Raw genomic sequence first — 20,881 nt, forward strand, 5'->3', positions numbered from 1 at the left:
CGAAAGAACGGGTACGCCGATGAGTTCTCCTGACCGGAGCTTCGCCGTGACGGGGCTACGCAAGTCGTACAGCGGCGTGCCCGTTCTGAAGGGGGTGGATCTCTCCGTCGAGGGCGGAGAGATCCACGCCCTCCTGGGCGCCAACGGAGCCGGCAAATCGACCCTGATCAAGTGCATCTCGGGTGGTGAGCAACCCGACGCGGGACGCATTCACCTCGGCGGTGAGGTCTTCACCGGGCTCACCCCCAAGCGTGCGCAGCGTGAGGGCGTCGCCGTCATCCACCAGACCCCGAGCGTCGCGCTGACCTTGGATGCCGCGTCGAACATCCATCTCGGACGCGAGCGCACGTGGGGGCCGGTCCTGAGACGCGGGCACATGCGTCGTGCCGCCCAGCGTGTTCTCGACACGCTCGGTGCGCGGATCGACGCGCGCGCCGACCTGCGCACCCTCGGCAACGCGCAGTTGCAGGTCATCGAGATCGCCAAGGCCCTGGCCAGCGACCCGCGGGTTCTCATCCTCGACGAGCCCACCGCAGCCCTCACCGAGATCGAGGTGCGCGAGCTCGCTCAGCAGATGCGCGTGCTGCGGGAACAGGGTCTGCCCCTGCTTCTCGTCACCCACCGACTCACCGAGGCGCTTGAACTGGCCGACCGCATCAGCGTGCTACGCGGCGGCGAGGTGGTGCTCTCGGCGCGCACCGACGATGTCACTCGCGAAGACGTCGTCGCGGCGATCGTGGGGCGGAGCCTCACCGTCTCGCAGCGGCCGTTACGTGCCGCCTCCGCGGACGAGTCCGTGGTGCGTCTGCGCGAGATCGAAGCCGCCGGTGTGGGACCGATCAGCCTCGACGTCGGGGCGGGCGAGGTGGTGGGCCTATATGGGCTCACCGGCGCGGGCCGCACCGAGCTGCTCGAGACCCTCGCCGGTGCGCGGCGTCTGACCGGGGGAGCGCTGGAGGTGTTCGGTCAGGAGGTCCGTGCGCGCACGCCTCGCCGTGCGCTGTCCGCTCGCGTTGCGCTCGTGCCGTCCGATCGGATGCGCAAGAGCATCTTCCCGACCCTGTCCGCTCAGCAGAACGTCCTGGTCGAGAGATACGACGCCCTCGCCCTCGGCGGCACCCTGCGACGACCGGCGCGCGAACGCACGGCGTTCGACCGCAGCGCCGACCTCCTCGGACTCCGCCCGCACCGCGGCGACCTCGAAGCCCGCCGGTTCTCGGGCGGCAACCAGCAGAAGCTCGTCATCGCGCGGTGGCTCCAGCCCGACGCGGGCGTGCGCTTGCTGCTGCTCGACGAGCCCACCGACGGCGTCGACGTCGGCGCACGGGGCGAGCTCTACGACGCCATCGACCGATTCGTCGCCGACCGACGACGGTGCGTGCTCATCGCCTCGTCCGAGCCCGAGGAACTGCTGCGCGTCGCCGACCGCGTCATCGTCCTCTCGCGTGGACGGGTCGCGGGCGAGCTGCGCCGCGACGACCTGACCGAAGCCAGACTCCTCAGCCTCGCGCACGCGAGCGAGTGAAGGGAACCCCGCCGTGAACCGACGACTGAGCTCGTTCCTGCTCCGTCCCCAGACCATCTCCAACATCGTTCTGCTGGCCGCCCTCGTGGCGCTCGCGGTGTTCTTCGTGTCGCAATCGCGAGCGTTCCTCACCCCGATCAACGTCATGACGCTGATCGAGAACTCCGCGGCGCTCGGCATCGTCGCGGTGCCGTTCGCCCTGCTCACCATCAGCGGCAACGTCGACTTCAGCATCGGCTCCACCGCGGGGCTGTCGGCGACCCTGACCGCCGTGCTGGTCACGCGCGCCGGCGTACCGGAGGCCGCGGCGATGGGTATCGCCCTGCTCGTCGCGGCGGCGGTCGGCACGGTCAACGCTCTCCTCTGCGTCGTGCTGGGGTTCAACCCGATCATCGTGACGCTGGGCATGCTCGGGGTCGTGCGCGGGGGAACCCTGCTGATGCAGCAAGATCAGATTTTCGGCATCGGCGCGCTCACCGAGTGGATCGGGTCGGGAGATGTGCTGGGGGTGCCGGTCACCGTTGTGATCGCCATCGCGGTGTTCGTGGTCGGAGGCCTCACCCTGTCGGCGACGCCGTTCGGCCGTCACGTCGTGGCGATCGGCGTCAACCGCCAGGCGGCCTTCCTCAGCGCCCTCCGGGTGCGCGCGATCCCGTTCGTGCTCTACGTGGTCACGAGCGCCTGCGCGGGCCTGGCCGGCATCGTGCTGATGGCGCGACTGAACGGCGTCTCGCCCGGTGAGACCGGTGTGGGCCTGGAGTTCCAAGCCCTCACCGTCGTGCTGCTCGGCGGTGTCGCCTTCGCGGGCGGCAGCGGGTCGATCGCCGGGGTGCTGCTGGCCTGGCTTTTCCTCGCTTCTCTGCAGAACGGTCTCGTTCTGCTGCACGTCACGCCGTACGTGCAGACCGTGTCCGCGGGCGTCGCACTCGTGCTCGCCGCGGCTCTCGACCGCCTCGGCTCGACCTTCGTCCCCCGGCTGCAGGAGGTCCTGGCGCAGCGCGGCCGAGCGGCCGCCGTCCGGACGGAGGATGCCGCGTCGGCGGCTCCCGTGGCCGGTGACGCCCAGACGAAAGCCGTCGCCGCGGCGGCGCGGGGCAGCGCTCGCGAGTGAGGTGCCGACCGGCGGAGGGCGCACCGGGGCGGCGCGCTCGAAACCTGCCCCTGTAGCCGGTCGGCACCCAAACGACAACCCCGGCCTGACCGTCTCGCGCCGTTCCTAGCGTGAACACGTGCTCATCGAACCCCCGTCGCCGTCTCGGCCGCTCCGCGACTACGCCGCGATCGGTGACGGGCGCACGGTGGCTCTCATCGGGTTGGACGGGTCGGTCGACTGGCTGCCGCTGCCCAACATCCACTCGCGTCCCGTGTTCGCGCGCCTGGTCGACGAGTCGGCGGGCGGCTGCATCCAACTCGCCCCCGTGGGCGCGTACGAGGTCACCCGCCGCTACATCCCGCGCACGAACGTGCTCGAGACCACGTTCACGACGGAGACCGGCGTTGCGACCCTGACCGACGCGATGGTCACGGGGATCGCGGGCCGCCTGCCCTGGGCCGAGCTCGCCCGCCGCGTGGATGGCGTGAAGGGCGAGGTCGAGTTCGCCTGGTGCGTGCAGCCCGGCACGATGCTGCGCTCGGCCGCACCCTGGACCGAGCGCATCGACGGGTTCTCGGTCATGCGCGTCGGACACGTCTCGCTCGCCGTGGTCGGCCACGAACACGGCATCCACGGAGACCCGGATGCCGGGGACGAAAGCATCGACGGCAGCTTCACCACGTCTAAGGGCTCACGGCACCTGCTCGTCCTCGCCGCCACCGAGGGCGAGCCGCTGCGCATCCCGAACGCGCAGAACGTCGACCGGGGGATCGATCGAACCATCGGCGGATGGCAGATGTGGTCGGACGAGTTCTCCTACGAGGGTCCGTGGGCCGAGGACGTACAGCGCAGCGCGCTCGCGCTGAAACTGCTGCTGTTCAGCCCGACGGGGGCGATCGCGGCCGCGGCGACGACGTCGTTGCCCGAGAATCCCCGCGGCGGAAAGAACTGGGACTACCGGTACGCCTGGGTGCGCGATCTCGCCTACACCGCGCACGCCTGGGTGGGTTTCGGACTGCGCGAGGAGACGCACGCGGCGATCTCGTGGCTGCTGCGGACCATCCGCAAGAACGGGCCCGAGGTGCAGGTCATGTACACCCTCGACGGCGACGCCGAGATCGGTCTCGAAAAGCATGAGGTGCCGGGGTGGAACGGCAACCAGCCCGTCGTCACCGGCAACCCCGCCCAGGGGCAGTTGCAGCTCGGCGTCTACGGCGACCTCATCGCGCTGTGCCGCACCTACGTCGAGGCCGGCAACCGCCTCGACACGCAGACCGGGCGGCTCTTGGCCGATGTCGCCGACCGCACGTGCGACCTCTGGCGCCGCGCGGACTCGGGCATGTGGGAGCTCCCCGAGCTCCGTCACTACACCTCGTCGAAGATGGGCTGCTGGAAGGCCCTCGACGACGCGCAGTGGCTCGCCGAGGGCGGGCACATCCCCGACAACGGCGACCGCTGGCGCGCCGAGCGCGATCGCATCCACACCTGGGTCGAGGAGCACTGCTGGTCGGAGAAGCTCGAGGCCTACACGATCCACCCCGACAGCGAGGATCTCGACGCGTCGGTGCTGCTGCACGCCCCCACGGGATTCGACCGCGGTGAGCGCATGTCCAAGACCCTGGATGCCATCACCGAACGCCTCGGCACCGAGAACCACCTCGTGTACCGCTACACCGGTATGGACCAGGAGGAGCACACCTTCGTCGCGTGCGCCTTCTGGCGGGCGACGGCGCTCGCGTGCGTCGGACGCCACGCCGAGGCGATCGAGGCGATGGACGCCCTCGTCGCCCTGGGCAACGACGTGGGCATGTACGCCGAGATGATCGCCGAAGACGACGACGCGTTCTGGGGCAACCTCCCGCAGGCGCTCAGCCACCTGGCTCTCATCAACGCCGCCCTCGTCATCCGCGACGTCGTGGATGACGACGAGCTCGGCGATCGCTGACCCCTCCGCCGGGGCGCACCGTCCCGGCATCCATCCCCCTACGAAAGGACTCGCCATGAGCACGCAGTACACCTTCACCGATCCGGCGAAGCTCTACGCCGACATCGACCCGAAGTCGCAGGACCAGAAAGAGCCCGGCCTCGACGCCGAGCTGACGCCGAAGGCCGCCCTCGGCGAAGACACCTACGTCGGCAGCGGACGCCTCGAGGGGCGCAAGGCCCTCATCACCGGCGCCGACTCGGGTATCGGCGCAGCGACCGCCATCGCGTTCGCCCGCGAGGGCGCCTCGGTCGCGATGTCGTACCTGCCGGAGGAGAAGGTGGATGCCGACCGCATCGCCGGGATCCTCCGCGACGCGGGGGCGACCGTCGTGCAGATCCCCGGCGACCTGCGCGAGCGCGAGTACGCCACGACCCTGGTCAAAGAAGCGGTGGAGGGGCTCGGCGGCCTCGACATCGTGGTGAACAACGGCGGCAAGCAGATCTTCAATGAAGACGTCACGACGCTGACCGACGAGCAGTTCGACGACACCTTCAAGACCAACGTCTACGCCATGTTCTGGATCTGCAAAGAGGCGGTGCCGCACCTGCAGCCCGGCTCGACCATCATCAACACCACATCGATCCAGGCGTACTCCCCGGCGCCGATCCTGGTCGACTACGCCTCGACGAAGGCGACCATCAACACCTTCACCAAGGCGCTCGGTCAACAGCTCGCGCCCAAGGGCATTCGCGTGAACGCGGTCGCGCCCGGCCCGATCTGGACGCCGCTGCAGGTCACCGACGGCCAGCCCGACGAGAAGGTCGACGAGTTCGGTGAGGAGACGCCTCTGGGACGCATGGGCCAGCCGGCCGAGCTCGCCCCGGCGTACGTGTACCTCGCCTCGGCGGAGTCGAGCTACGTCATCGGCGAGACGCTGAACGTCAACGGCGGAATGCCCACGCCGTAAGTGTCGTGCCAGGAGGGGCCGTCGCCCGGGTGCGGGCGGCGGCCCCTTGGCATCCATATGCCGTGAGAACAGGGGATACGGTGAGAACAGGTCGCTCGCCCGCCTGAACAGCCTGTTCTGGAACGATCCCCTGTTGTGGGATGGGCCGCGCCGGTCAGGCGAGCGCCTTGCGGTAGAAGATCTCGCCGTCGGCCGTGGTCTCGGTACGGCGGTAGCCCTCGCGTTCGTACAGGCGCTGGTTGGCCTCGCTCAGACCGCCGGTGAACAGCTCCGCCTCGGTCGCGCCGGCCTCGCGACCCCGCTCCTCCACAGCGCCCAGCAGCAGGGTTCCGAGCCCCTCGCCCTGCTGATCCGGGGCGATGGCGAGTCGCCCGATGAGCAGCAGGTCGCCGTCACGCCGCGCCCGCACCGCCCCCACGACGCGGTGGCCCACCACAGCCACGCAGCCGAGGTTGTCGACGAGTTCGGCCGCGAGCTCCTCCAGTGTCTGCGTCAACGGCGGCATGTCGGGATCGCCGTAGATGAGTGCCTCGCTCACGAACGCCGCGCGTTGGATCGTCAGCACCTCGCCGGCGTCGTCGGGGTGGATCGGGCGGACGGTGGGTGAATGCGTCATCGGACTCCTCACTATCATGGGCACGGGTGCCCCGGTCTTTCGTCGATCGACGCTCATCGATATGAACGACTTCTTCGACTCGCGCGTCCGCACCGACGATGTGGACGACACGCAAGCCTGGCTGCAAGCGCAGTACGGGCAGGTCGACGTGCTCGCCGATCGCGCCTCGATCGCGGAGCACGCGGTCGGTGACACGGCCTTCGCACTGCGGCACCTGATATGGGAGTGCCGGGCGGAGATCGTCTACGAGGCGGATCGATTCTTCTTCGCTACCTCGACGACCGGATACTCCTGGAGCATCGGGGCGACATCGGGCGACTACAGCGTGGAGCCCGGGATCGTGGAGCCCGGCCACGAACTGATCGGCCGGCCGGATCGCGCTGACGTGCAGTTGCTGGCGTTCGACGCATCGTGGCTGACCGAGACCGCGCGCACCATCTACGGCGACGACGATCTCATCGTCCGCTTCGAGGGGATGGGACCGGTCTCGCGCCACATGCGCGACTACTGGCTCGCGACCCTGCGTTGGTCGCTCACCCAGACGCCCCTTCTCGCGGAGCCGCTCGTACGGGCCCATGTGCGGCGTGCTCTCGCTTCGGCCACCCTCGAGGCGTTCCCGCTGGTCGGCGACCCGCGGGAACGACGCGCGTCGGCGATCGAGCAGGCCGCCATCTACCGCGCCGCGACCTCGTGGATCGACGATCACGCGTCGCTCCCGGTGACCGTCGACGATGCGGCGCACGCCGTCGGAGCCTCGACGCGGGGACTGCGGCGGGCTTTCCTCGCCAACGGTCACCTCGCCTCCTCTCCGGAGGACTACCTCTCCGCGGCACGTCTCAGCGCCGCGCACGCCGATCTCCTCGACGCCGATGCGGAAGGCATCTCGGTCGACGAGGTGGCCGTGCGATGGGGCTTCGTCGATCCCGAAGCGTTCGCCTCGGCGTATCTGCACGCCTATCGTGTCTCGCCGCAGCGGACGCTGGAGCGTTGATCGTTCACCGATCGCGGTCGGTGTACTCGCCGGGTTCCTGCAGATCCTCTCGCGATTCGTCGCCCGCGGGCAGCTCCACGTCGGTGTAGGCACCGGCCTCATCGGCGCGGGGCCGCGACTCGCTGCCGTCGGCGTTCTCGCGGTCGACGTATTCGCCCGGCAGGTCGGGGGAACCGCGGTCGTCGTCGCCGTCGGGCAGCTGCACGTCGGTGTACTCGCCCTCGTCGGGTCCGGTGCCGTGCCCCTGCACGTCGCGCTCGATCATGTCCGCCTCCTCGGGGGTGATGTGCTCCGACGCTAACGCCGGAGAGCGGTTCACGCAGCGGTCTTGACACGCGTTCTGTCGCGCCGTCGCCGCCCCGTCAAGGGCGATGGAACGACCGCATCGGCGGGGCGGAGAGGATGCCATTCCCGCTCTCGCCATCATCCTCGTCATCGTCGGTCTCGCGCTGCTGCTCCTCGGCTTCGTCGAGGCGGCGAAGTTCCTGTCGTGGAGCCCCGCAATCGTGCCGCTCAGCCCGCGAAGAGATCGCGCGCGCGTGGCGGGTGCGCCCCGGCCACATCGGCGAGGGCCGGCCCGAGCTCGGGATACGCGAAGACGAAGCCCGACGTCGTCAGCACCCGGGGGACGGCCCAACGGCTCTTCAGCACGAGCTCGGGCTCGTTGCGCAGCAGTGCCATCGCCGGGTCGAGCATCCACCGAAACGACGGCAGGCCGAACGGCGCGCGCACGATCCGGCGGAGCTCGTGCATGAGGCTGCGGTTGTCGCTCACGCCCGGCGCCGAAAGGTTGACCGGTCCGGAGACGTCGTCGCGGTCGCGCAGGAACCGCACGGATGCCACGACGTCGTCGATGTGGATCCAGCTGAAACGCTGGCGGCCCGAGGTACGGTGCCAGTCCGACCACGGCGCACCCGTGGGGCGGGCGCCGATACCGCGGTAGCGACGGTGCGGGAACCACCAGCTGTCGATCTGCGGGCCGCCCGCACCCAGGCGGGCGAGCGCGAACAGCATGCGGGTGGCGGGACCATCGCCCAGCACGATCGCCATGCGCAGCGCCACGCGACGCGTCGACGGCAGCTCACCCGCGAAGAACGCCCGCTCCCAGCTGGTGGCGACGTCGACCGAGAATCCCTCGCCGATGATCCCGTCGATCTCGTCGTTGCCTCGCTCGGTCTCGTGTCGGTAGATCGTCGCCGTCGAGGCGTTCATCCAGACGCGTGGGGGAGTCACGGCCTTCTCGACCGCCGCGTGCAGAGCGCGGGTCGTGTCGATGCGGGAACGCAGGATCTCGTCGCGGTTGGCATCGGTGTACCGGCACGACACGATCTTGCCGGCCAGGTTGATCAGCACATCGGCGCCGTCGACGAGCCGCACCACGGCGGCGGGATCGGCCCAGGTCGCGGTACCCGTGCGGCCGACGGTGACGACGTCGTAGCCGTCGTCGTCGAACGCGGCGACCAGAGCCCCTCCGACGAAACCGCTCGCTCCGGCGATGACGACGCGGGGTCGGGTCACGGCATCCTCCTGCGCTCGGTGTGCCCAGCCTAGGTGCTGCTCGTGGACCGGGTGGGCGGTCAGCGCGAACGGTGCGCGCTGCCACAATGGATCCCATGCGACGACTCGACCGGGGCACACGCGTGGCGCGCGGTGCCGTCGCGGCATCCGTCGCCACGTTCGTCGCCCTGCTCTCGCACGTCAGCGGCGGGGCCGAGGTTCCGGGCCTCATCGGCGTCGTCGTCCCCCTCGCCCTGTCGTTCGTCGTGTGCACGGTGCTGGCCGGTCGCCGCCTCTCGGTCTGGCGCCTGACGATGGCCGTCGCCCTGAGCCAGCTGCTGTTCCACACGCTGTTCGTGCTCGGCAGCTACGACCTCGCCGTCGCCGGCCACGTGCATGGCGCCCTCGCGCCCACGCTCGCGTCGGGCCCCGCGGCGCTGCGGGTCGTGACCCCGGATGCCGCGATGTGGGTGGGTCACGCGCTCGCGGCCGTCGTGACCACCGCGGCCCTGCACCGCGGGGAGCGCACGCTCGCCGCGATCCTCGTCGGGGCGGCACGATGCGTGGCCTGGTTCCGCTCCCGGCTCCGTCTGATCATCGGCGTCCTGACGCCCGTTGCGGTGCGTCGCGTCGTTCCCGACGTCGTCGCGATCGTACGACCCGCGTGGGCGCTGCCGATCTCATCGGCTCGCCGGCGCGGGCCCCCGCTCTCGGCATCCTGAGCCCCGCTCCGCCCGTCTCCTCGTGACGGCGGAGCGCTCGATCGCCGCGCCTGGTCCGCTCGTGACATCGCGGCGGTCGTCGATGCGTCCTCGACGCCTTCCCGCACGCACGCGCCCGCGCGGGCGCGGCCCCCGCTCGCCGGTCCCTCGGGCACCGTGGCGGCTGCCGCGTCGCGCTCGCTGAGAGAGAACCCTCATGTCACACATTTCCGCCGGTCCCGTTCCGGCTCCAACCCCCGACCGATCCCCGTCCGCCCCGACGAATCCGCCCGGCACCGCCACGCGCAAGGGCTGGTTCACGGCCCTCCTGCGACGCCTTCACTTCTTCGCCGGGCTCTTCGTCGGTCCCTTCATCCTCGTCGCGGCGGTCAGTGGCGCCCTGTACGCCATCAGCCCGTCGCTCGAAAAGGTCTTGTACCCGCACGAGTTGACCGCGACGTCGACGCTGGCCAGCCTGCCGCTGGCTCCGCAGATCGCCGCGGCCGAGGCGTATGTCCGAGACGGGGCGACACCCGTGGCCGTGCGGCCCGCCCCCGAGGCGGGGGCGACGACGCGCGTGATGTTCGCTGACCCGTCGCTGCCGCAGAGCACCACGCGCGCCGTGTTCGTCGACCCCGCCACGGCCGCGATCCGCGGCGATCTGCCCGCCTACGGCACGAGCGGAGCTCTGCCGCTTCGGCACTGGATCAGCGACCTGCATCGCTCGCTGCACCTCGGCGACGTCGGACGGTGGTATAGCGAGCTCGCGGCATCCTGGCTCGGCATCGTCGCTCTCGCGGGGCTCGGGCTGTGGATCGGCCGTTTCGTCGCCAGCCGTCGCGGCCGCCGCGACCTGCTGCGGCCGAATCGCAGCCACCGGGGCTACCGGCGGCTGTCGAGCTGGCACTCCGCCGTGGGCATCTGGGTCGTCGTCGGGGCGGTCTTCCTCTCGGCGACAGGGATCACGTGGTCGACGTTCGCCGGTGCGCACGTCGCCGATCTGCGTTCGGCGATCGGCGAGGGCACCCCGTCGCTGACCACCTCTCTCGACGGCGCGCCCGCGGCGGCAGGCGGCCATGCCGGGCATGGGGGTGCCGCGTCGGGCGAGTCTGCGGCGGACGCCGACCCGGCCACCTTCGACGCGGTGCTGGCGGTCGCCCGGGGCGTCAACGCCGACAGCGGCGCCGTCGAGATCCGTCCTCCGGCCGCGGCAGGAAAGGCCTGGGTGGTGCAGGAGATCCACCGCAGTTTCCCGACCCAGGTGGATGCCGTGGCGATCGACGGATCGACGATGCAGGTGACCGACCGGGTCGATTTCGCCGACTACCCGGTGCTCGCGAAGCTCTCGCGCTGGGGTATTGATCTGCACTCGGGAACGCTGTTCGGGCTCGCGAACCAGCTCGTGCTCCTGGCGCTCGCCCTGGGCATCGCCGCACTGGTCGTGCTCGGGTACGCGATGTGGTGGACGCGCCGACCCACGCGGGGCCTTGCGGCGGCCCCCGCGCGCGGTGCGCTGCGGGGCGCGCCCTGGTGGGGCGTCGCCGCTGTGCTGGCCGTCGCGGTCGGCATCGGCCTGTTCCTCCCGCTCGTCGGTTACACGCTCGCCGCGTTCGTGGTCGTCGACGTGCTCGTGGGGTGGCGCGCGCGGCGCGCACGACTCCGGCAGAGCGAGAACTGACGGCGGTGGGCGGGGGAGTCGGCGCCGGAGATGCAGGAGGTGTGCGGCGACGGCGCCGATTCCCCCGCGATCCGCGGCGAGGGTGGCGTCAGGCGTCGTCGGGGTCGGGCAGATTCTGCGCGATACGGCTCGACGCGGCCGAGTCGCGACCCACGCCGGGCTGGAAAGCCGCGATGGGGTCGTTGCCGTCGACGTGCGGCTCGGCGTCGACACGGGTGGCGGAGGCCTCGTGAGCGGCTTCGCGGTCGGTGTCGGCGCCACCCGCGTCTTCGGTGTGGCGTGAGGTCGAGCCGCCTTCGCCGCGAGCGTCGTCGGTGCCGCGCTCGGTGAGACCGTCGGCGGCTCGCGTACCGACGCCGGGCAGGTCGTTCTGGCTCGAGATGTTCTGCAGGCGGGCCTCGTCGTCGGCGTCGATCTCAGCGGCGTCGACGGCACCGGTGTCGGCCCCGGCGGCCCCGGCGGGCACGTCGGCCGAGAGTCCCTCGGAGTCGGGCACGATGTTCTCTGCGTCGGCTCGGGGGAGGCGATCGGCGGGAGTGTTCATGGTCGTCCTTCCGTGGGGTGTGCCGCCACGTTAGGTGGGCGATCGAGCTGACGAGACGGGCTTGACTCCCACCGCCTCGGCGAGCAGGGCGAGGCGTTCCGCGCGCCGACCTCTTCGGGGCCGCCGTCGAGCTCGTGCAGACACCGGCCGACTCGCGCGCCGAGCCGACCGCGATGGACACCGTGCCCGCGTCGCGATCGGCTTCGTCGGGGAAGGGTCCGCGATCGATGCCGGTCGTCGCGGCGGCGCGGAGGACGACGGCCCCGGGTGTCGGAGGGGGTGGATAGGCTCGGAGCAGCTTCGAAAGGAACCCGCAATGCAGCAGCGTCCCCTCTCCCGCACCGGCCGCGAGGTCTCGGCGATCGGCCTCGGCACGTGGCAGCTCGGCCCCGACTGGGGCGGTGTCAGCGAGAACGACGCGCTCGCCGTGCTGGCGGCCTCGGTCGACGCCGGCGTCACGCTCTTCGACACCGCCGACGTCTACGGCGACGGTCGGTCGGAAGAGATCATCGGAAGGTTCCTGAAGGGCACGGATGCCACGGGCATCACCGTGGCGACCAAGATGGGCCGTCGCGCAGAGCAGGTGTCCGAGAACTACACGATCGAGAACTTCCGCGGCTGGCTCGACCGCTCGCGACGCCTCCTGGGCACCGACACCCTCGATCTCGTGCAGCTGCACTGTCCGCCCTCGGCCGTCATCGATGACGACGCGACGTGGGAGGCTCTCGACCAGCTGGTCGCCGAGGGAGTGATCGCGGCCTATGGCGCCTCGGTCGAGACCATGGACCAGGCTCTGTCGGCCCTTCGTCGCCCCCACCTGACCAACCTGCAGATCATCTTCAACCCGTTCCGGCTCAAGCCCCTCGACGAGGTGTTGCCGCTCGCGGCCGAGAAGAACGTCGCGGTGCTCGCGCGTGTGCCCTTGGCCAGTGGTCTGCTGTCGGGAAAGTACACGCGCGACACGACGTTCGACAAAGACGACCACCGTACCTACAACCGCAACGGCGAAGCCTTCGACAAGGGCGAGACGTTCTCGGGTGTGCCGTTCGACCAGGGCGTGGCCGCGGCCGACGAGCTGAAGGCGTCGCTTCCCGAGGGCGTGACCCTGCCCGCGGCGACGCTGGCGTGGATCGCGTCGCGCGACGGCGTGACCTCGGTCATCCCCGGCGCCCGGTCGGTGCAGCAGGCCGAGGCGAACGCGGCTGCGTTCGACCTCGTCGACCGCGGTTTCGACGTCGAGGCCTTCGACGCGCTGGTGCGCGACGTATACGACCGGCGCCTGCGGGCCCAGATCCACCCGCAGTGGTGATCTCGCGTCCGTTCGCACGCTCGCCCCTCGCCCTTTCGGCCGGACGACGCGCGACGCCGTGACGCGAGAACCCGTCGAGCGGGGGCGGTGAGGGCCATGACCCGCCCGCGTGCGTGCGGCATCGGCGGCGGGCTCCGGCATCCATGACGACGAAGCCGGGCCCGCACCGAAAGGCGGACCCGGCTTCGCGCATCGGGGGACGTCAGCTGACGTCGCCGCGCCAGGCGCCGGACTCGGCACCGCGCGACTCGATGTACTCCTTGAAGTTTTCGAGGTCCTTCTTGACCGAATGGTCGTCGGCGCCGAAGACCGCACCCAGCTTCTCGAGGACGCCCGTCGGCTCCCAGTCGATCTGCACGGTGACGCGCGTCTCGTCGTCGGACAAGCGGTGGAACGTCACGACACCGGCGTGGTTCTCGTCGCCGCCGATGCTGTTCCACGCGACGCGCTCGTCGGGGTGCTGCTCGGTGATCTCGGCGTCGAATTCGCGCTCGGCACCGGCGATCTTGACCTTCCAGTGCGTGAGCGTGCCGCTCTTCTGCGTGATCGACTCCACGAAGCTCATGAAGTGGGGGAATTCCTCGAACTGCGTCCACTGGTTGTACGCGACGCGGACGGGAACGTCGACGTCGATGGTTTCGATGACCTGTGCCATGGTGTCCTCTTTTCGTGTGGCTTCCGGGTTGCCCCCAGTCTTGGCGCGATGTCGGGCGTGCACCCCCGGGGTTGAGGGATCGGCTCTCGTGCCCTATAGGCGCGGATCCCGCCGCATAAACGCGATTCGCTCGCATAAACGCGGGGAGAGCGCGTTTCCGTGCGCGAATCGCGTTTATGCGTGAGGTGGGCGCCGGAGGTCGCGCCGGCGACGGCACGTGTCAGGCGCGACCGCGCAGGATCAGGTGCCAGTACACCCAGGGCAGGACGCGCCGGTCGGCGATCCACGACAGTCGCCGCTCGCGATACAGCGACCGCCAGAACGGGACCGTCGGCTGCAAGTGGCCCCGCCGATCGAACTCGGCGAACACCACCGTGCCGCGCGACACCGTGAACGGTACGACGCTGTACCCGTCGTACCGGGCGGACGGCAGGCGGCCGGCACGCACCGCGGCCATGTTCTTCACCAGGGCCTTCGCCTGCTGCCGGATCGCCCCGCCCGAGCGGCGCGTGGCGACGGCCGCCGCATCGCCCACCGCCCAGATCTCGGGGTGCCGCACGTGCTGGAAGGTCTCGGGATCGACGTCGACGAAGCCCTGCGGGTCATCGGATGCTGCGAGCCCGCTGTCCGCGATCCACTCGGGCGCCCGCTGGGGCGGCACCGCGTGCAACACGTCGTACGACAGCGTCTCGTGCGCGTCGCCGTGACCGATGACGATCGTCTGGTTCTCGGCATCCACCGAGCGCAGCTCGCGGCTGTAGCGCACCTCGATCCCGTATTCGTCGAGTTTGCGGCGCAGCTCGCTGTCGATGGCGGGGATGCCGAAGGGCACGGGGTCGGGGCAGACGAAGACGACGCGGATGTCGTCGCGCACGCCGATCGCGCGCCACCAATCGCACGCGAGGTACATCGGCTTCTGCGCCGCCGCGCCGCACGAGGCGGGCTCGGGTGGCTGCGTGAACACGACCGTGCCCGCGCGCAGGTCGCGCAGCACCGGCGATGCCTTGGCGGCGAGGTCGTAGTCGTAGTTCGACACCCCCGCAGGAGTGGACATCGCCTCGGTGAGTCCCGGCACCTGCTCCCAGGCCATGCGTATGCCGGCGCAGACGACGAGCTGGTCGTAGTCCACACGACCGCCTGATACGAGGTGCACGCGGTGGGTCTCGGCATCCACCGCGAAGACCTCGTCACACAGCCACCGCACGCCGGGAGGGATGACGCCGGCTTGGGGGCGCGCCGCCTCGGACGCGCGAGCCGCCCCGCCCGCGATGTGCGATTGGAGGGGTGCGAACACGTGCAGTGTCCGTGGTTCGATCACGGTGATCTCGCCCGCGCGGGCGCGGTGCAGGCGCCCGGCCACCGAGAGACCCGCGTTGCCGCCGCCGATGACGACGATGCGCGGGCTGTCAGCGGACACGGCGGTGCCGCTCGAGTCGTTCATGGGGGATCCTCTCGTTCCCCTCACGTTCGTCGCCCGGGCGGGGTGATGCCACCCTCTTGACAGTCCCGCTCAGGCGAACGACTCGGGCGGTACGACCTCATCGGCGGGTTCGGGGACGACGTACAGGCCCGACGGCGAGTTCGCGGTCGACATGAGCGCTTCGAGCCACGCGCGATTCAGGGCGGGAGGACGCCCGCCGTTGTACTTGAACACGATGTTCGCGCGGGGATGCACCCACACCGAGGTACGTCCGCCGCCGGTGCTGATGTCGTCCTTCCACGCGAAGTAGAAGGGTTCGCCGCGCCGCAGCTTGTTGCCGACGACGACCTGCAGGTGCGCGAGCAAGCGGTCTTCGAAATCCGTGCGCACGCTGCTCTCGTAAATGAACTTGCCCACGTGTTCCTCCTGGTGACCTCGGTGCTCGTCCCTGCCACTGTGCGGGTCGTGCGGCGCCGGTCTCGGCGTCTGGGACGCCCCACGCCACCCCGGCACCGAAGGCGAAGGCCCTCAGAACATGCGGGCGGTCTGCGCGGGGTTGCGGCCATAGCTCTCGCGGTAGTACCGCGCGAAGCGCGACGCACTCGAAAATCCCCACCGCCGCGCTACCTCGGTCACCGACATCGGCGCCACCGATCGCAGCTCCGCGTGCGCCCCGTCGAGCCGGACGCGGCGCAGGTACTCGCTGGGCGTCATGTCGAGTGCACGACGGAAGGCGTGCTGAAGGCCGCGCGTGGAGATCCCGGCTGCTGCGGCGATGTCGTCGAGGGTGAGCGGCTCGCGGGCGTGAGCTTCGATGTGCGCGATCGCACGACGCACGGTGCGCGGGGCCGCCGAGCGCTGAATGGGCGCGTTGGACGGCGTCGAGATACGAGGTGTCGAAGGTCGTCAGCGTCGTCATGAGGGCGTGACGTTTGAGCTCGGCGGCGATGATCGGTTCGTCGTGCGAGACGGCCAGCGACGCCGAGACATAGGCGAAGCAGCGATCCCAGCGTGCGGCTGCCTCACGGTCTCGAGCGTTCGGGTCGAGACGGCGCAGCACGAGGCGGTCGTCGCCCGCGGCGATGCGGGCGACGCGCTCGGCGTCGGTGCGGTCGAAGATGAGGGCGCGCGTTCTCGTCGTGCCCGTCCAGTCGGCGGTGATCGGCGCGTCGAGACCGATCCACGGACGCTGGCCGTCGATCTGCGCGCTTCCGCTTCGCGTGCGCAGGTCGTCGCCGATCATGCGGCACGCCATGAGCTGGTCGTCCATGTGGATCGAGGCCGTGGTCGACGCCGTCAACTCCCAGGCGACGGCGGACAGGCCCGCCATCTCGACGGAGTTCCACGCGAAGGCGACCGTGCGAGGATCGAGCCGGTCGATCCGCGCGCTGGGAACGAAGCGCTGCCACACCTGCTCGACCTCGTCGACACCGCGGGTCCGCACCGTCAGAACGTGCCCCATCGTGCTCCTTCCCCGCGGCGACGCCGCCGCATCCTCCTCATTTTTCTGGCCGCGCCCGCGGTGCACGGTTCGCCGCACCGGTACCTGCGCGCAGAGGCCGCGTTCGTGCGCGAGCGGGGCCGGTCGCCCTGTCAAGGGGCGGGGCGCGCGCGCGAGCGCCGCGTTGGATGGGGGGACCGTTCGACGAAAGGACCCCCCATGAGCGACGCCTCGATCGATCCGTCCCCCGCCGATTCCGCCACGCCGGCCGCCGACACCGGCATCGCGGGGGTGCAGCCGCTGCGCGACGGCGACACCTCGATCGAGCCCGATCCCGCGCTCGATCCCGCGCAAGCGGAGTGGGATGCCACGATCGCGCTCGACGACGGCGCCGACCCGGAGGACATCAACCCGGCGACGGCGACGGGAGCGGATCCCGCGGAGATCCCCGCCGACGACAGCGACATCCCCCTCGAGGACATCCACCCTGAATCCACCGGGACGGACTCGCAGGGCGAGGACCCCGGCGTCGTCGAGCTCGGCGAGGAGGGCCAGGGAGACCTCGCGCCCGAAGACCTCTGACGCATCACCCGCGGTCGGCCGCTCGTCGTCGCAGCACGCGCATCGGTGTGGCTGCGACGACGAGCCGGGCGTCGGCGTACGCTACGCCGCCGCGTGCGCGCAGGGCCAGGGCGATCCAACTGGCGACCCCGCGTTCCAGCACCCATGCCGGCGCCCACCATGCCGCGGAGCGCTCGAACACGTGACGGCCGCCGTTTCGGCGGCGGCCCCTCTCGGCGAGCCCCGTCACGGCCAGCGCGAGCAGGACCAGGATGCCTCGCCGCCGCCGCAGCGCGAGGACCAGCGGCACCACGGCCAGCTCCACGCACAGACGCGCGGGCTGCGCCGTGCTGTCATACGCCTGGCGCACCCGCTGAGCCCAGAAATGACGGGCCGAGGGTGGTCGCCGCTCGACGAAGAGGTCGGGGCACGAGAGTACGCGTCCGCCCGCGGCACGCACCGTGCGTTCCATCTCGAGGTTCTCGAACAGCGCGTCGGGGTCGTACCCCCGAGCCAGGGCGGCTCGACGTACCGCGTAGGTGCCGGGGTAGTCGGCCGCGACGGCGCGGTTGATCAGCGTGCGGGCGGTATCCCAGCGGGCGTGCCAGGGCAGCGGCCGGAACACGTTCTGCGGCTTGACCAGGTCGGCATCCCGAAGCGCCGCGACCAACGCCGCCAGCGTGGCCCGATCATGGCGCACGTCGTCGTCGGCGATGACGACGTGCTCGTGCCGCGCGAGCGCGAGACCCGTCAGCACGCCGCGGACCTTGCCGTTGGCCCCGTGCGAGAGCATCGGAGCGACGTGCCGCACGCTGCCGGACCACGCCCGTGCGTGCGCGCGGAACAGATCCGGTGACGACCCGTCGACGACCGTGACGTCGATGTCGCTCGATAACCGTTCGAGGTATGCGGTGAGTTCGTCGATCGCGTCGTCGTGTGTCCAGCGCACGGGCAGCACGTACTCGGCATCCAGGCGCATCGCTCAGTCGTCGGTGCGGAAACCGGATGCCTTGTGCGTGCCGTCGCAGTAGGGCTTGATCGTCGACAGCCCGCATCGGCACAGCGCCACGGTGCGACGCGTGCGGGCGACCTCGCGGCCGTCGCTCGTGCGCAGGTCGACGTCGCCGCGCACGAGGAGCGGCCCGTCGGGGTAGGCGGTGATCGTGACGCGGTCGTCGGTCATCGCGCGTCCTCCCCGCGCAGCGACGACACCCGGCGTGCCCACGCATCGAGCATGTGCCGCCCCACCCGGTCGTCGACCTCGAGGCAGACCGCGGCGCCGAAGACGATGTCGGGGAGCAGGTCGGGGTGGTCCTCGGCGAGCGCGCCGGCCAGATCGCGAGCGGCGATCTGTTCGTGCACCGCGTCGGCTTCGACGTGTTCGTCGAAGTACTCGCACACGTCGTCGCCGAAGCCGAGTCGTCGCAGCCCCTCGGCATAGAGGCGGTTGGGGATCGACGAGGTCATCTCGAACGCCGCGAGGTGACCGACGATGGCCCCGATGAGACGGCGGTTGAGCCCGAACATCGACATGGCGTTGTGCGAGGCGAGGGTGACCACGGGCACGTCGTCGACGTACGCGCCGTACGTGTCACTGAGTCCCGCGCCGCGCACCGCCCGCGCGAACAGGGCGGCGTGCACGCGGTCGGGTCGTCCGCCGCCGTATTCGTCGGACTGGATCTCGACCAGCGCGGCTTTGGGGCGTCCCGTCAGGCGGGGGATCGCCCAGGAGTGCGGGTCGGCTTCGCGCAACGTGTACACGGTGCGGTGCACGAGGAATTCGTGCGCCTGCTCGAGAGTCGCCTTGCGGGCGAGATGGCGCGACAGGCTCGGACCGCCCTCGGCACCGGTCAGAGCGAACAGGGCACGGGCGACGGCGTCCGCGGTGGGGGCGGGGAGCTCCGGCACCGCGACGGAACGACGCAAGGACGCCTCGAACGCCGTCTCGATCACCCGGCGGGTCGCAATGAGGGTGGGGTCCCATTCGAGGTCGGGCCGCAGCGCAGGAAACGCGCCGTACGCCGAGGCGTACAGGACGAACAGGGCGAGCTGGAGGTCGTCGTCGCGTTCGATGTCGGCGGATGCCGTGACCGCCGCGTCGGCGAGAACGGTGTGCGCCGTCGCGATGCCGTCCACGAGGTGGTGCAGGACGGCGGCGCTGACCGGTCCGCGCGGACGGAAGGGCACGGTGGCGCCGGCGGTGTCGTCAGGGTGTGCGGGGGAGAGGGGGGAGGACAAAGTGGTGGACACCACCGCACCCTGCGTCGGATCGGGTCCGCTCGCCGAGCCCCTTGACATCCCACGCGCACGAGACGAGGGGGCCGGCCTGCCGGCCGACCCCCTCGGTGCGCCGTCTTACTGCTCGATGAGCTGCGGCGTGCTCTCGTGCGCCTCGATGACGCCGTCGCTGTCGTCGGTCGACACGGCGATGCGGCGGGGCTTCGCCTTCTCGCTGACGGGGATCGTGACGCTCAGCACACCGTTGCGGTAGGAGGCGCTGATGCGCTCGGTGTCGATGCCCTGACCGAGGTTGAGCTGACGGACGAAGGATGCCGTCTCGCGCTCGCGCGTGATCCACTTCACGCCCTCGCCCGAGCCGAGCGTGCGTTCGGCGCGGATGGTGAGCAGCTGACCGTCGACGTCGATATCGACCGAGCCGGGGTCGACGCCGGGGAGGTCGGCCGCGAGCACGTAGTGGTCGCCGTCGCGGTAGAGGTCCATCGGCATCCGGCGCGGTCCGCCGCCGCGGCGCGCGTCGAGAAGGGTCGACGCGAGGCGGTCGAGGTCGCGGAAGGGGTCGTAGGTGGCCATGTCGATTCTCCTTTTCGATCGGTCCGGATCTCGGCATCCGGAGGGTCTTGTGAAGTTGAGTCTTGTTCGCTCAACTAACCTCAGATTAGCACTCTCGGTATCCGAGTGCCAAGAGTCGGGCGCGCGATTGTCGCGCCGGCGGACGTGCGTCGCAACCCCCGTGCCGAACCCCCCGAACGGGCCGTTTCGTAGCCCGCACGCGCCGCCCCGGTCGCTCGACCGACATTCCCCCGAGCGGCGCGGGAGGAGAGACGATGTACTTCCATCGGCAAGAACTGCAGCACACCGCCACCCCCGAGAAGCCGGACGCCGTCTACGCGCGCAAGCTCCAAGAGGTGCTCGGCGGTCAGTACGGCGAGATCACCGTCGCGCTGCAGTACCAGTTCCAGGCCTGGAACATGCACATCCCCGGCAAGTACCGCGATCTCGTCTTCGGGATCGGGGCGGAGGAGATGGGGCACGTCGAGATGCTCGCGATCATGATCGCCCAGCTGCTCGAGAAGGCACCCCTCGGCATCACGACCGATGCCGTGCAGGACGACCCCACCGTCGCCGCGGTCATCGGCGGCACCGACATCCAACAGGGCATCGTCGCCGGAGCCGGTGCGCGCCCGGTCGACTCGATGGGCAACCCCTGGCAGGGCAGCTACGTCACGGCCAGCGGCAACCTGCTCGCCGACTTCACGGCCAACGCGAACGCCGAGATGCAGGGGCGCGTGCAGGTCGCGCGGCTGTACCACCAGACCGACGATCACGGCGTGAAGGACCTGTTGGCCTTCCTCCTCGCGCGCGACACCATGCACCAGAACCAGTGGATGGCGGCCGCCGCCGAACTGCGCGCCGAGGGCCTGGAGGACCTGCCCGTGCCGAGCAACTTCCCGCTCGAGAAGGAGGACCGCGACGTGTCGTACCAGTACATCAACTTCTCCAACGGCGCGAAAGCCCGCGAGGGCTCGTGGGCGTCGGGCCCCACTCCCGACGGCAAGGACGAGTTCACATACGTGCCCGAGCCGCCCGCCGGCGTGCCGATGCCCCCGCCCACGCACCCCGACGCCCGCTTCTACGGCACGACCGAGCTGCCCAACAGCGTCGAGAAGCTCGCCGGGCGCGCCCAGGACGCGCTGCACAAGGAATGAGCGGGGTCG

Annotated in this window: 22 protein-coding genes; 10 read left to right on the forward strand and 12 right to left on the reverse strand. The window is 70.6% G+C overall.

What is annotated here, in order from left to right; translation table 11 throughout:
* Positions 1–19 precede the first annotated feature (19 nt).
* The 4 genes from QE412_RS16660 to QE412_RS16675 all read left to right on the forward strand — a co-directional run bounded on the left by QE412_RS16660 (position 20) and on the right by QE412_RS16675 (position 5,512).
* Positions 20–1,525: a sugar ABC transporter ATP-binding protein gene (locus QE412_RS16660; RefSeq protein ID WP_307486550.1), complete on the forward strand. Its 1,506-nt coding sequence runs from the start codon at positions 20–22 to the stop codon at positions 1,523–1,525.
* Between the two features lie 13 nt (positions 1,526–1,538).
* A complete protein-coding gene (locus QE412_RS16665; RefSeq protein ID WP_307486551.1) occupies positions 1,539–2,636 on the forward strand; it encodes an ABC transporter permease in 1,098 nt (365 codons plus the stop codon).
* A 118-nt stretch (positions 2,637–2,754) separates the two neighbouring features.
* Complete coding sequence (locus tag QE412_RS16670; RefSeq protein ID WP_307486552.1) at positions 2,755–4,563, forward strand: glycoside hydrolase family 15 protein; 1,809 nt, start codon at positions 2,755–2,757, stop codon at positions 4,561–4,563.
* Positions 4,564–4,618: 55 nt separating this feature from the next.
* Positions 4,619–5,512 carry an SDR family oxidoreductase gene (locus QE412_RS16675; protein WP_307486553.1) on the forward strand — a complete coding sequence of 298 codons (894 nt, stop codon included), beginning with the start codon at positions 4,619–4,621 and terminating at the stop codon, positions 5,510–5,512.
* 154 nt (positions 5,513–5,666) lie between these two features.
* Here the strand turns inward: QE412_RS16675 and QE412_RS16680 are convergent, their stop codons facing one another.
* Positions 5,667–6,128 (reverse strand): GNAT family N-acetyltransferase, encoded by a 462-nt coding sequence (locus QE412_RS16680; protein WP_307486554.1) that lies wholly within the window; start codon positions 6,126–6,128, stop codon positions 5,667–5,669.
* 61 nt (positions 6,129–6,189) lie between these two features.
* On the opposite strand from QE412_RS16680, the gene QE412_RS16685 reads away from it, so the two are divergent.
* Positions 6,190–7,119, forward strand: a complete 930-nt coding sequence (locus QE412_RS16685) for a helix-turn-helix domain-containing protein (RefSeq protein ID WP_307486556.1) — start codon at positions 6,190–6,192, stop codon at positions 7,117–7,119.
* A gap of 4 nt (positions 7,120–7,123) precedes the next feature.
* Here QE412_RS16685 and QE412_RS16690 read toward each other — a convergent pair whose 3' ends face one another.
* Entirely contained in the window at positions 7,124–7,384 is a 261-nt protein-coding gene (locus QE412_RS16690; RefSeq protein ID WP_307486558.1) for a hypothetical protein, read from the reverse strand.
* Between the two features lie 248 nt (positions 7,385–7,632).
* Complete coding sequence (locus QE412_RS16695) at positions 7,633–8,637, reverse strand: epimerase (RefSeq protein WP_307486561.1); 1,005 nt, start codon at positions 8,635–8,637, stop codon at positions 7,633–7,635.
* A 95-nt stretch (positions 8,638–8,732) separates the two neighbouring features.
* Here QE412_RS16695 and QE412_RS16700 point away from each other — a divergent pair, with 95 nt between their 5' ends.
* Together QE412_RS16700 and QE412_RS16705 are read left to right on the forward strand one after the other, a co-directional pair.
* Positions 8,733–9,338: a hypothetical protein gene (locus QE412_RS16700; protein ID WP_307486563.1), complete on the forward strand. Its 606-nt coding sequence runs from the start codon at positions 8,733–8,735 to the stop codon at positions 9,336–9,338.
* Between the two features lie 196 nt (positions 9,339–9,534).
* On the forward strand, positions 9,535–10,995 hold the full coding sequence (locus QE412_RS16705) for a PepSY-associated TM helix domain-containing protein (protein ID WP_307486565.1): 1,461 nt from the start codon (positions 9,535–9,537) through the stop codon (positions 10,993–10,995).
* 88 nt (positions 10,996–11,083) lie between these two features.
* Here the strand turns inward: QE412_RS16705 and QE412_RS16710 are convergent, their stop codons facing one another.
* Positions 11,084–11,539 (reverse strand): hypothetical protein, encoded by a 456-nt coding sequence (locus QE412_RS16710; RefSeq protein WP_307486568.1) that lies wholly within the window; start codon positions 11,537–11,539, stop codon positions 11,084–11,086.
* 316 nt (positions 11,540–11,855) lie between these two features.
* Here QE412_RS16710 and QE412_RS16715 point away from each other — a divergent pair, with 316 nt between their 5' ends.
* Positions 11,856–12,848 carry an aldo/keto reductase gene (locus QE412_RS16715; RefSeq protein ID WP_307486570.1) on the forward strand — a complete coding sequence of 331 codons (993 nt, stop codon included), beginning with the start codon at positions 11,856–11,858 and terminating at the stop codon, positions 12,846–12,848.
* Positions 12,849–13,050: 202 nt separating this feature from the next.
* Here the strand turns inward: QE412_RS16715 and QE412_RS16720 are convergent, their stop codons facing one another.
* From QE412_RS16720 to QE412_RS16735, 4 genes are all read right to left on the reverse strand, one after another.
* Positions 13,051–13,503, reverse strand: coding sequence for an SRPBCC family protein (locus QE412_RS16720; RefSeq protein WP_307486572.1), 453 nt, complete (start codon positions 13,501–13,503; stop codon positions 13,051–13,053).
* Positions 13,504–13,723: 220 nt separating this feature from the next.
* Positions 13,724–14,944: an NAD(P)/FAD-dependent oxidoreductase gene (locus tag QE412_RS16725; RefSeq protein WP_307486574.1), complete on the reverse strand. Its 1,221-nt coding sequence runs from the start codon at positions 14,942–14,944 to the stop codon at positions 13,724–13,726.
* A 69-nt stretch (positions 14,945–15,013) separates the two neighbouring features.
* The gene (locus QE412_RS16730) at positions 15,014–15,340 is read right to left on the reverse strand and encodes a DUF7882 family protein (protein ID WP_307486575.1); all 327 of its coding nucleotides are present in this window, start codon (positions 15,338–15,340) and stop codon (positions 15,014–15,016) included.
* 111 nt (positions 15,341–15,451) lie between these two features.
* A complete protein-coding gene (locus QE412_RS16735) occupies positions 15,452–15,760 on the reverse strand; it encodes a helix-turn-helix transcriptional regulator (protein WP_307486576.1) in 309 nt (102 codons plus the stop codon).
* 823 nt (positions 15,761–16,583) lie between these two features.
* Between QE412_RS16735 and QE412_RS16740 the strand changes: the two genes are divergently transcribed.
* Entirely contained in the window at positions 16,584–16,946 is a 363-nt protein-coding gene (locus QE412_RS16740; protein WP_307486577.1) for a sugar ABC transporter ATPase, read from the forward strand.
* Between the two features lie 4 nt (positions 16,947–16,950).
* Here the strand turns inward: QE412_RS16740 and QE412_RS16745 are convergent, their stop codons facing one another.
* The 4 genes from QE412_RS16745 to QE412_RS16760 form a co-directional block, all read right to left on the reverse strand.
* Positions 16,951–17,904 (reverse strand): glycosyltransferase, encoded by a 954-nt coding sequence (locus QE412_RS16745; protein ID WP_307486578.1) that lies wholly within the window; start codon positions 17,902–17,904, stop codon positions 16,951–16,953.
* Positions 17,905–17,907: 3 nt separating this feature from the next.
* Positions 17,908–18,108, reverse strand: a complete 201-nt coding sequence (locus QE412_RS16750; RefSeq protein ID WP_307486579.1) for a CDGSH iron-sulfur domain-containing protein — start codon at positions 18,106–18,108, stop codon at positions 17,908–17,910.
* Positions 18,105–19,163: an iron-containing redox enzyme family protein gene (locus tag QE412_RS16755; RefSeq protein WP_373426583.1), complete on the reverse strand. Its 1,059-nt coding sequence runs from the start codon at positions 19,161–19,163 to the stop codon at positions 18,105–18,107. The genes QE412_RS16750 and QE412_RS16755 overlap by 4 nt, the downstream gene beginning before the upstream one ends.
* A gap of 117 nt (positions 19,164–19,280) precedes the next feature.
* Entirely contained in the window at positions 19,281–19,736 is a 456-nt protein-coding gene (locus tag QE412_RS16760; protein WP_307486580.1) for an Hsp20/alpha crystallin family protein, read from the reverse strand.
* Positions 19,737–19,990: 254 nt separating this feature from the next.
* Between QE412_RS16760 and QE412_RS16765 the strand changes: the two genes are divergently transcribed.
* The gene (locus QE412_RS16765; protein ID WP_307486581.1) at positions 19,991–20,872 is read left to right on the forward strand and encodes a manganese catalase family protein; all 882 of its coding nucleotides are present in this window, start codon (positions 19,991–19,993) and stop codon (positions 20,870–20,872) included.
* Positions 20,873–20,881: the final 9 nt, after the last annotated feature.

This window comes from Microbacterium trichothecenolyticum (genome assembly GCF_030818955.1).
GTDB classification, from domain to species: Bacteria; Actinomycetota; Actinomycetes; order Actinomycetales; family Microbacteriaceae; genus Microbacterium; species Microbacterium trichothecenolyticum_B.

Bases quoted from the DNA above. Each gene is read 5' to 3' on its own strand.
- QE412_RS16750 (WP_307486579.1), bottom strand. From the start codon at position 18,108: ATGACCGACGACCGCGTCACGATCACCGCCTACCCCGACGGGCCGCTC.
- QE412_RS16685 (WP_307486556.1), top strand. From the start codon at position 6,190: ATGAACGACTTCTTCGACTCGCGCGTCCGCACCGACGATGTGGACGAC.
- QE412_RS16715 (WP_307486570.1), top strand. From the start codon at position 11,856: ATGCAGCAGCGTCCCCTCTCCCGCACCGGCCGCGAGGTCTCGGCGATC.
- QE412_RS16705 (WP_307486565.1), top strand. From the start codon at position 9,535: ATGTCACACATTTCCGCCGGTCCCGTTCCGGCTCCAACCCCCGACCGA.
- QE412_RS16680 (WP_307486554.1), bottom strand. From the start codon at position 6,128: ATGACGCATTCACCCACCGTCCGCCCGATCCACCCCGACGACGCCGGC.
- QE412_RS16710 (WP_307486568.1), bottom strand. From the start codon at position 11,539: ATGAACACTCCCGCCGATCGCCTCCCCCGAGCCGACGCAGAGAACATC.
- QE412_RS16760 (WP_307486580.1), bottom strand. From the start codon at position 19,736: ATGGCCACCTACGACCCCTTCCGCGACCTCGACCGCCTCGCGTCGACC.
- QE412_RS16675 (WP_307486553.1), top strand. From the start codon at position 4,619: ATGAGCACGCAGTACACCTTCACCGATCCGGCGAAGCTCTACGCCGAC.
- QE412_RS16765 (WP_307486581.1), top strand. From the start codon at position 19,991: ATGTACTTCCATCGGCAAGAACTGCAGCACACCGCCACCCCCGAGAAG.
- QE412_RS16660 (WP_307486550.1), top strand. From the start codon at position 20: ATGAGTTCTCCTGACCGGAGCTTCGCCGTGACGGGGCTACGCAAGTCG.
- QE412_RS16740 (WP_307486577.1), top strand. From the start codon at position 16,584: ATGAGCGACGCCTCGATCGATCCGTCCCCCGCCGATTCCGCCACGCCG.
- QE412_RS16700 (WP_307486563.1), top strand. From the start codon at position 8,733: ATGCGACGACTCGACCGGGGCACACGCGTGGCGCGCGGTGCCGTCGCG.
- QE412_RS16745 (WP_307486578.1), bottom strand. From the start codon at position 17,904: ATGCGCCTGGATGCCGAGTACGTGCTGCCCGTGCGCTGGACACACGAC.
- QE412_RS16720 (WP_307486572.1), bottom strand. From the start codon at position 13,503: ATGGCACAGGTCATCGAAACCATCGACGTCGACGTTCCCGTCCGCGTC.
- QE412_RS16690 (WP_307486558.1), bottom strand. From the start codon at position 7,384: ATGATCGAGCGCGACGTGCAGGGGCACGGCACCGGACCCGACGAGGGC.
- QE412_RS16725 (WP_307486574.1), bottom strand. From the start codon at position 14,944: ATGAACGACTCGAGCGGCACCGCCGTGTCCGCTGACAGCCCGCGCATC.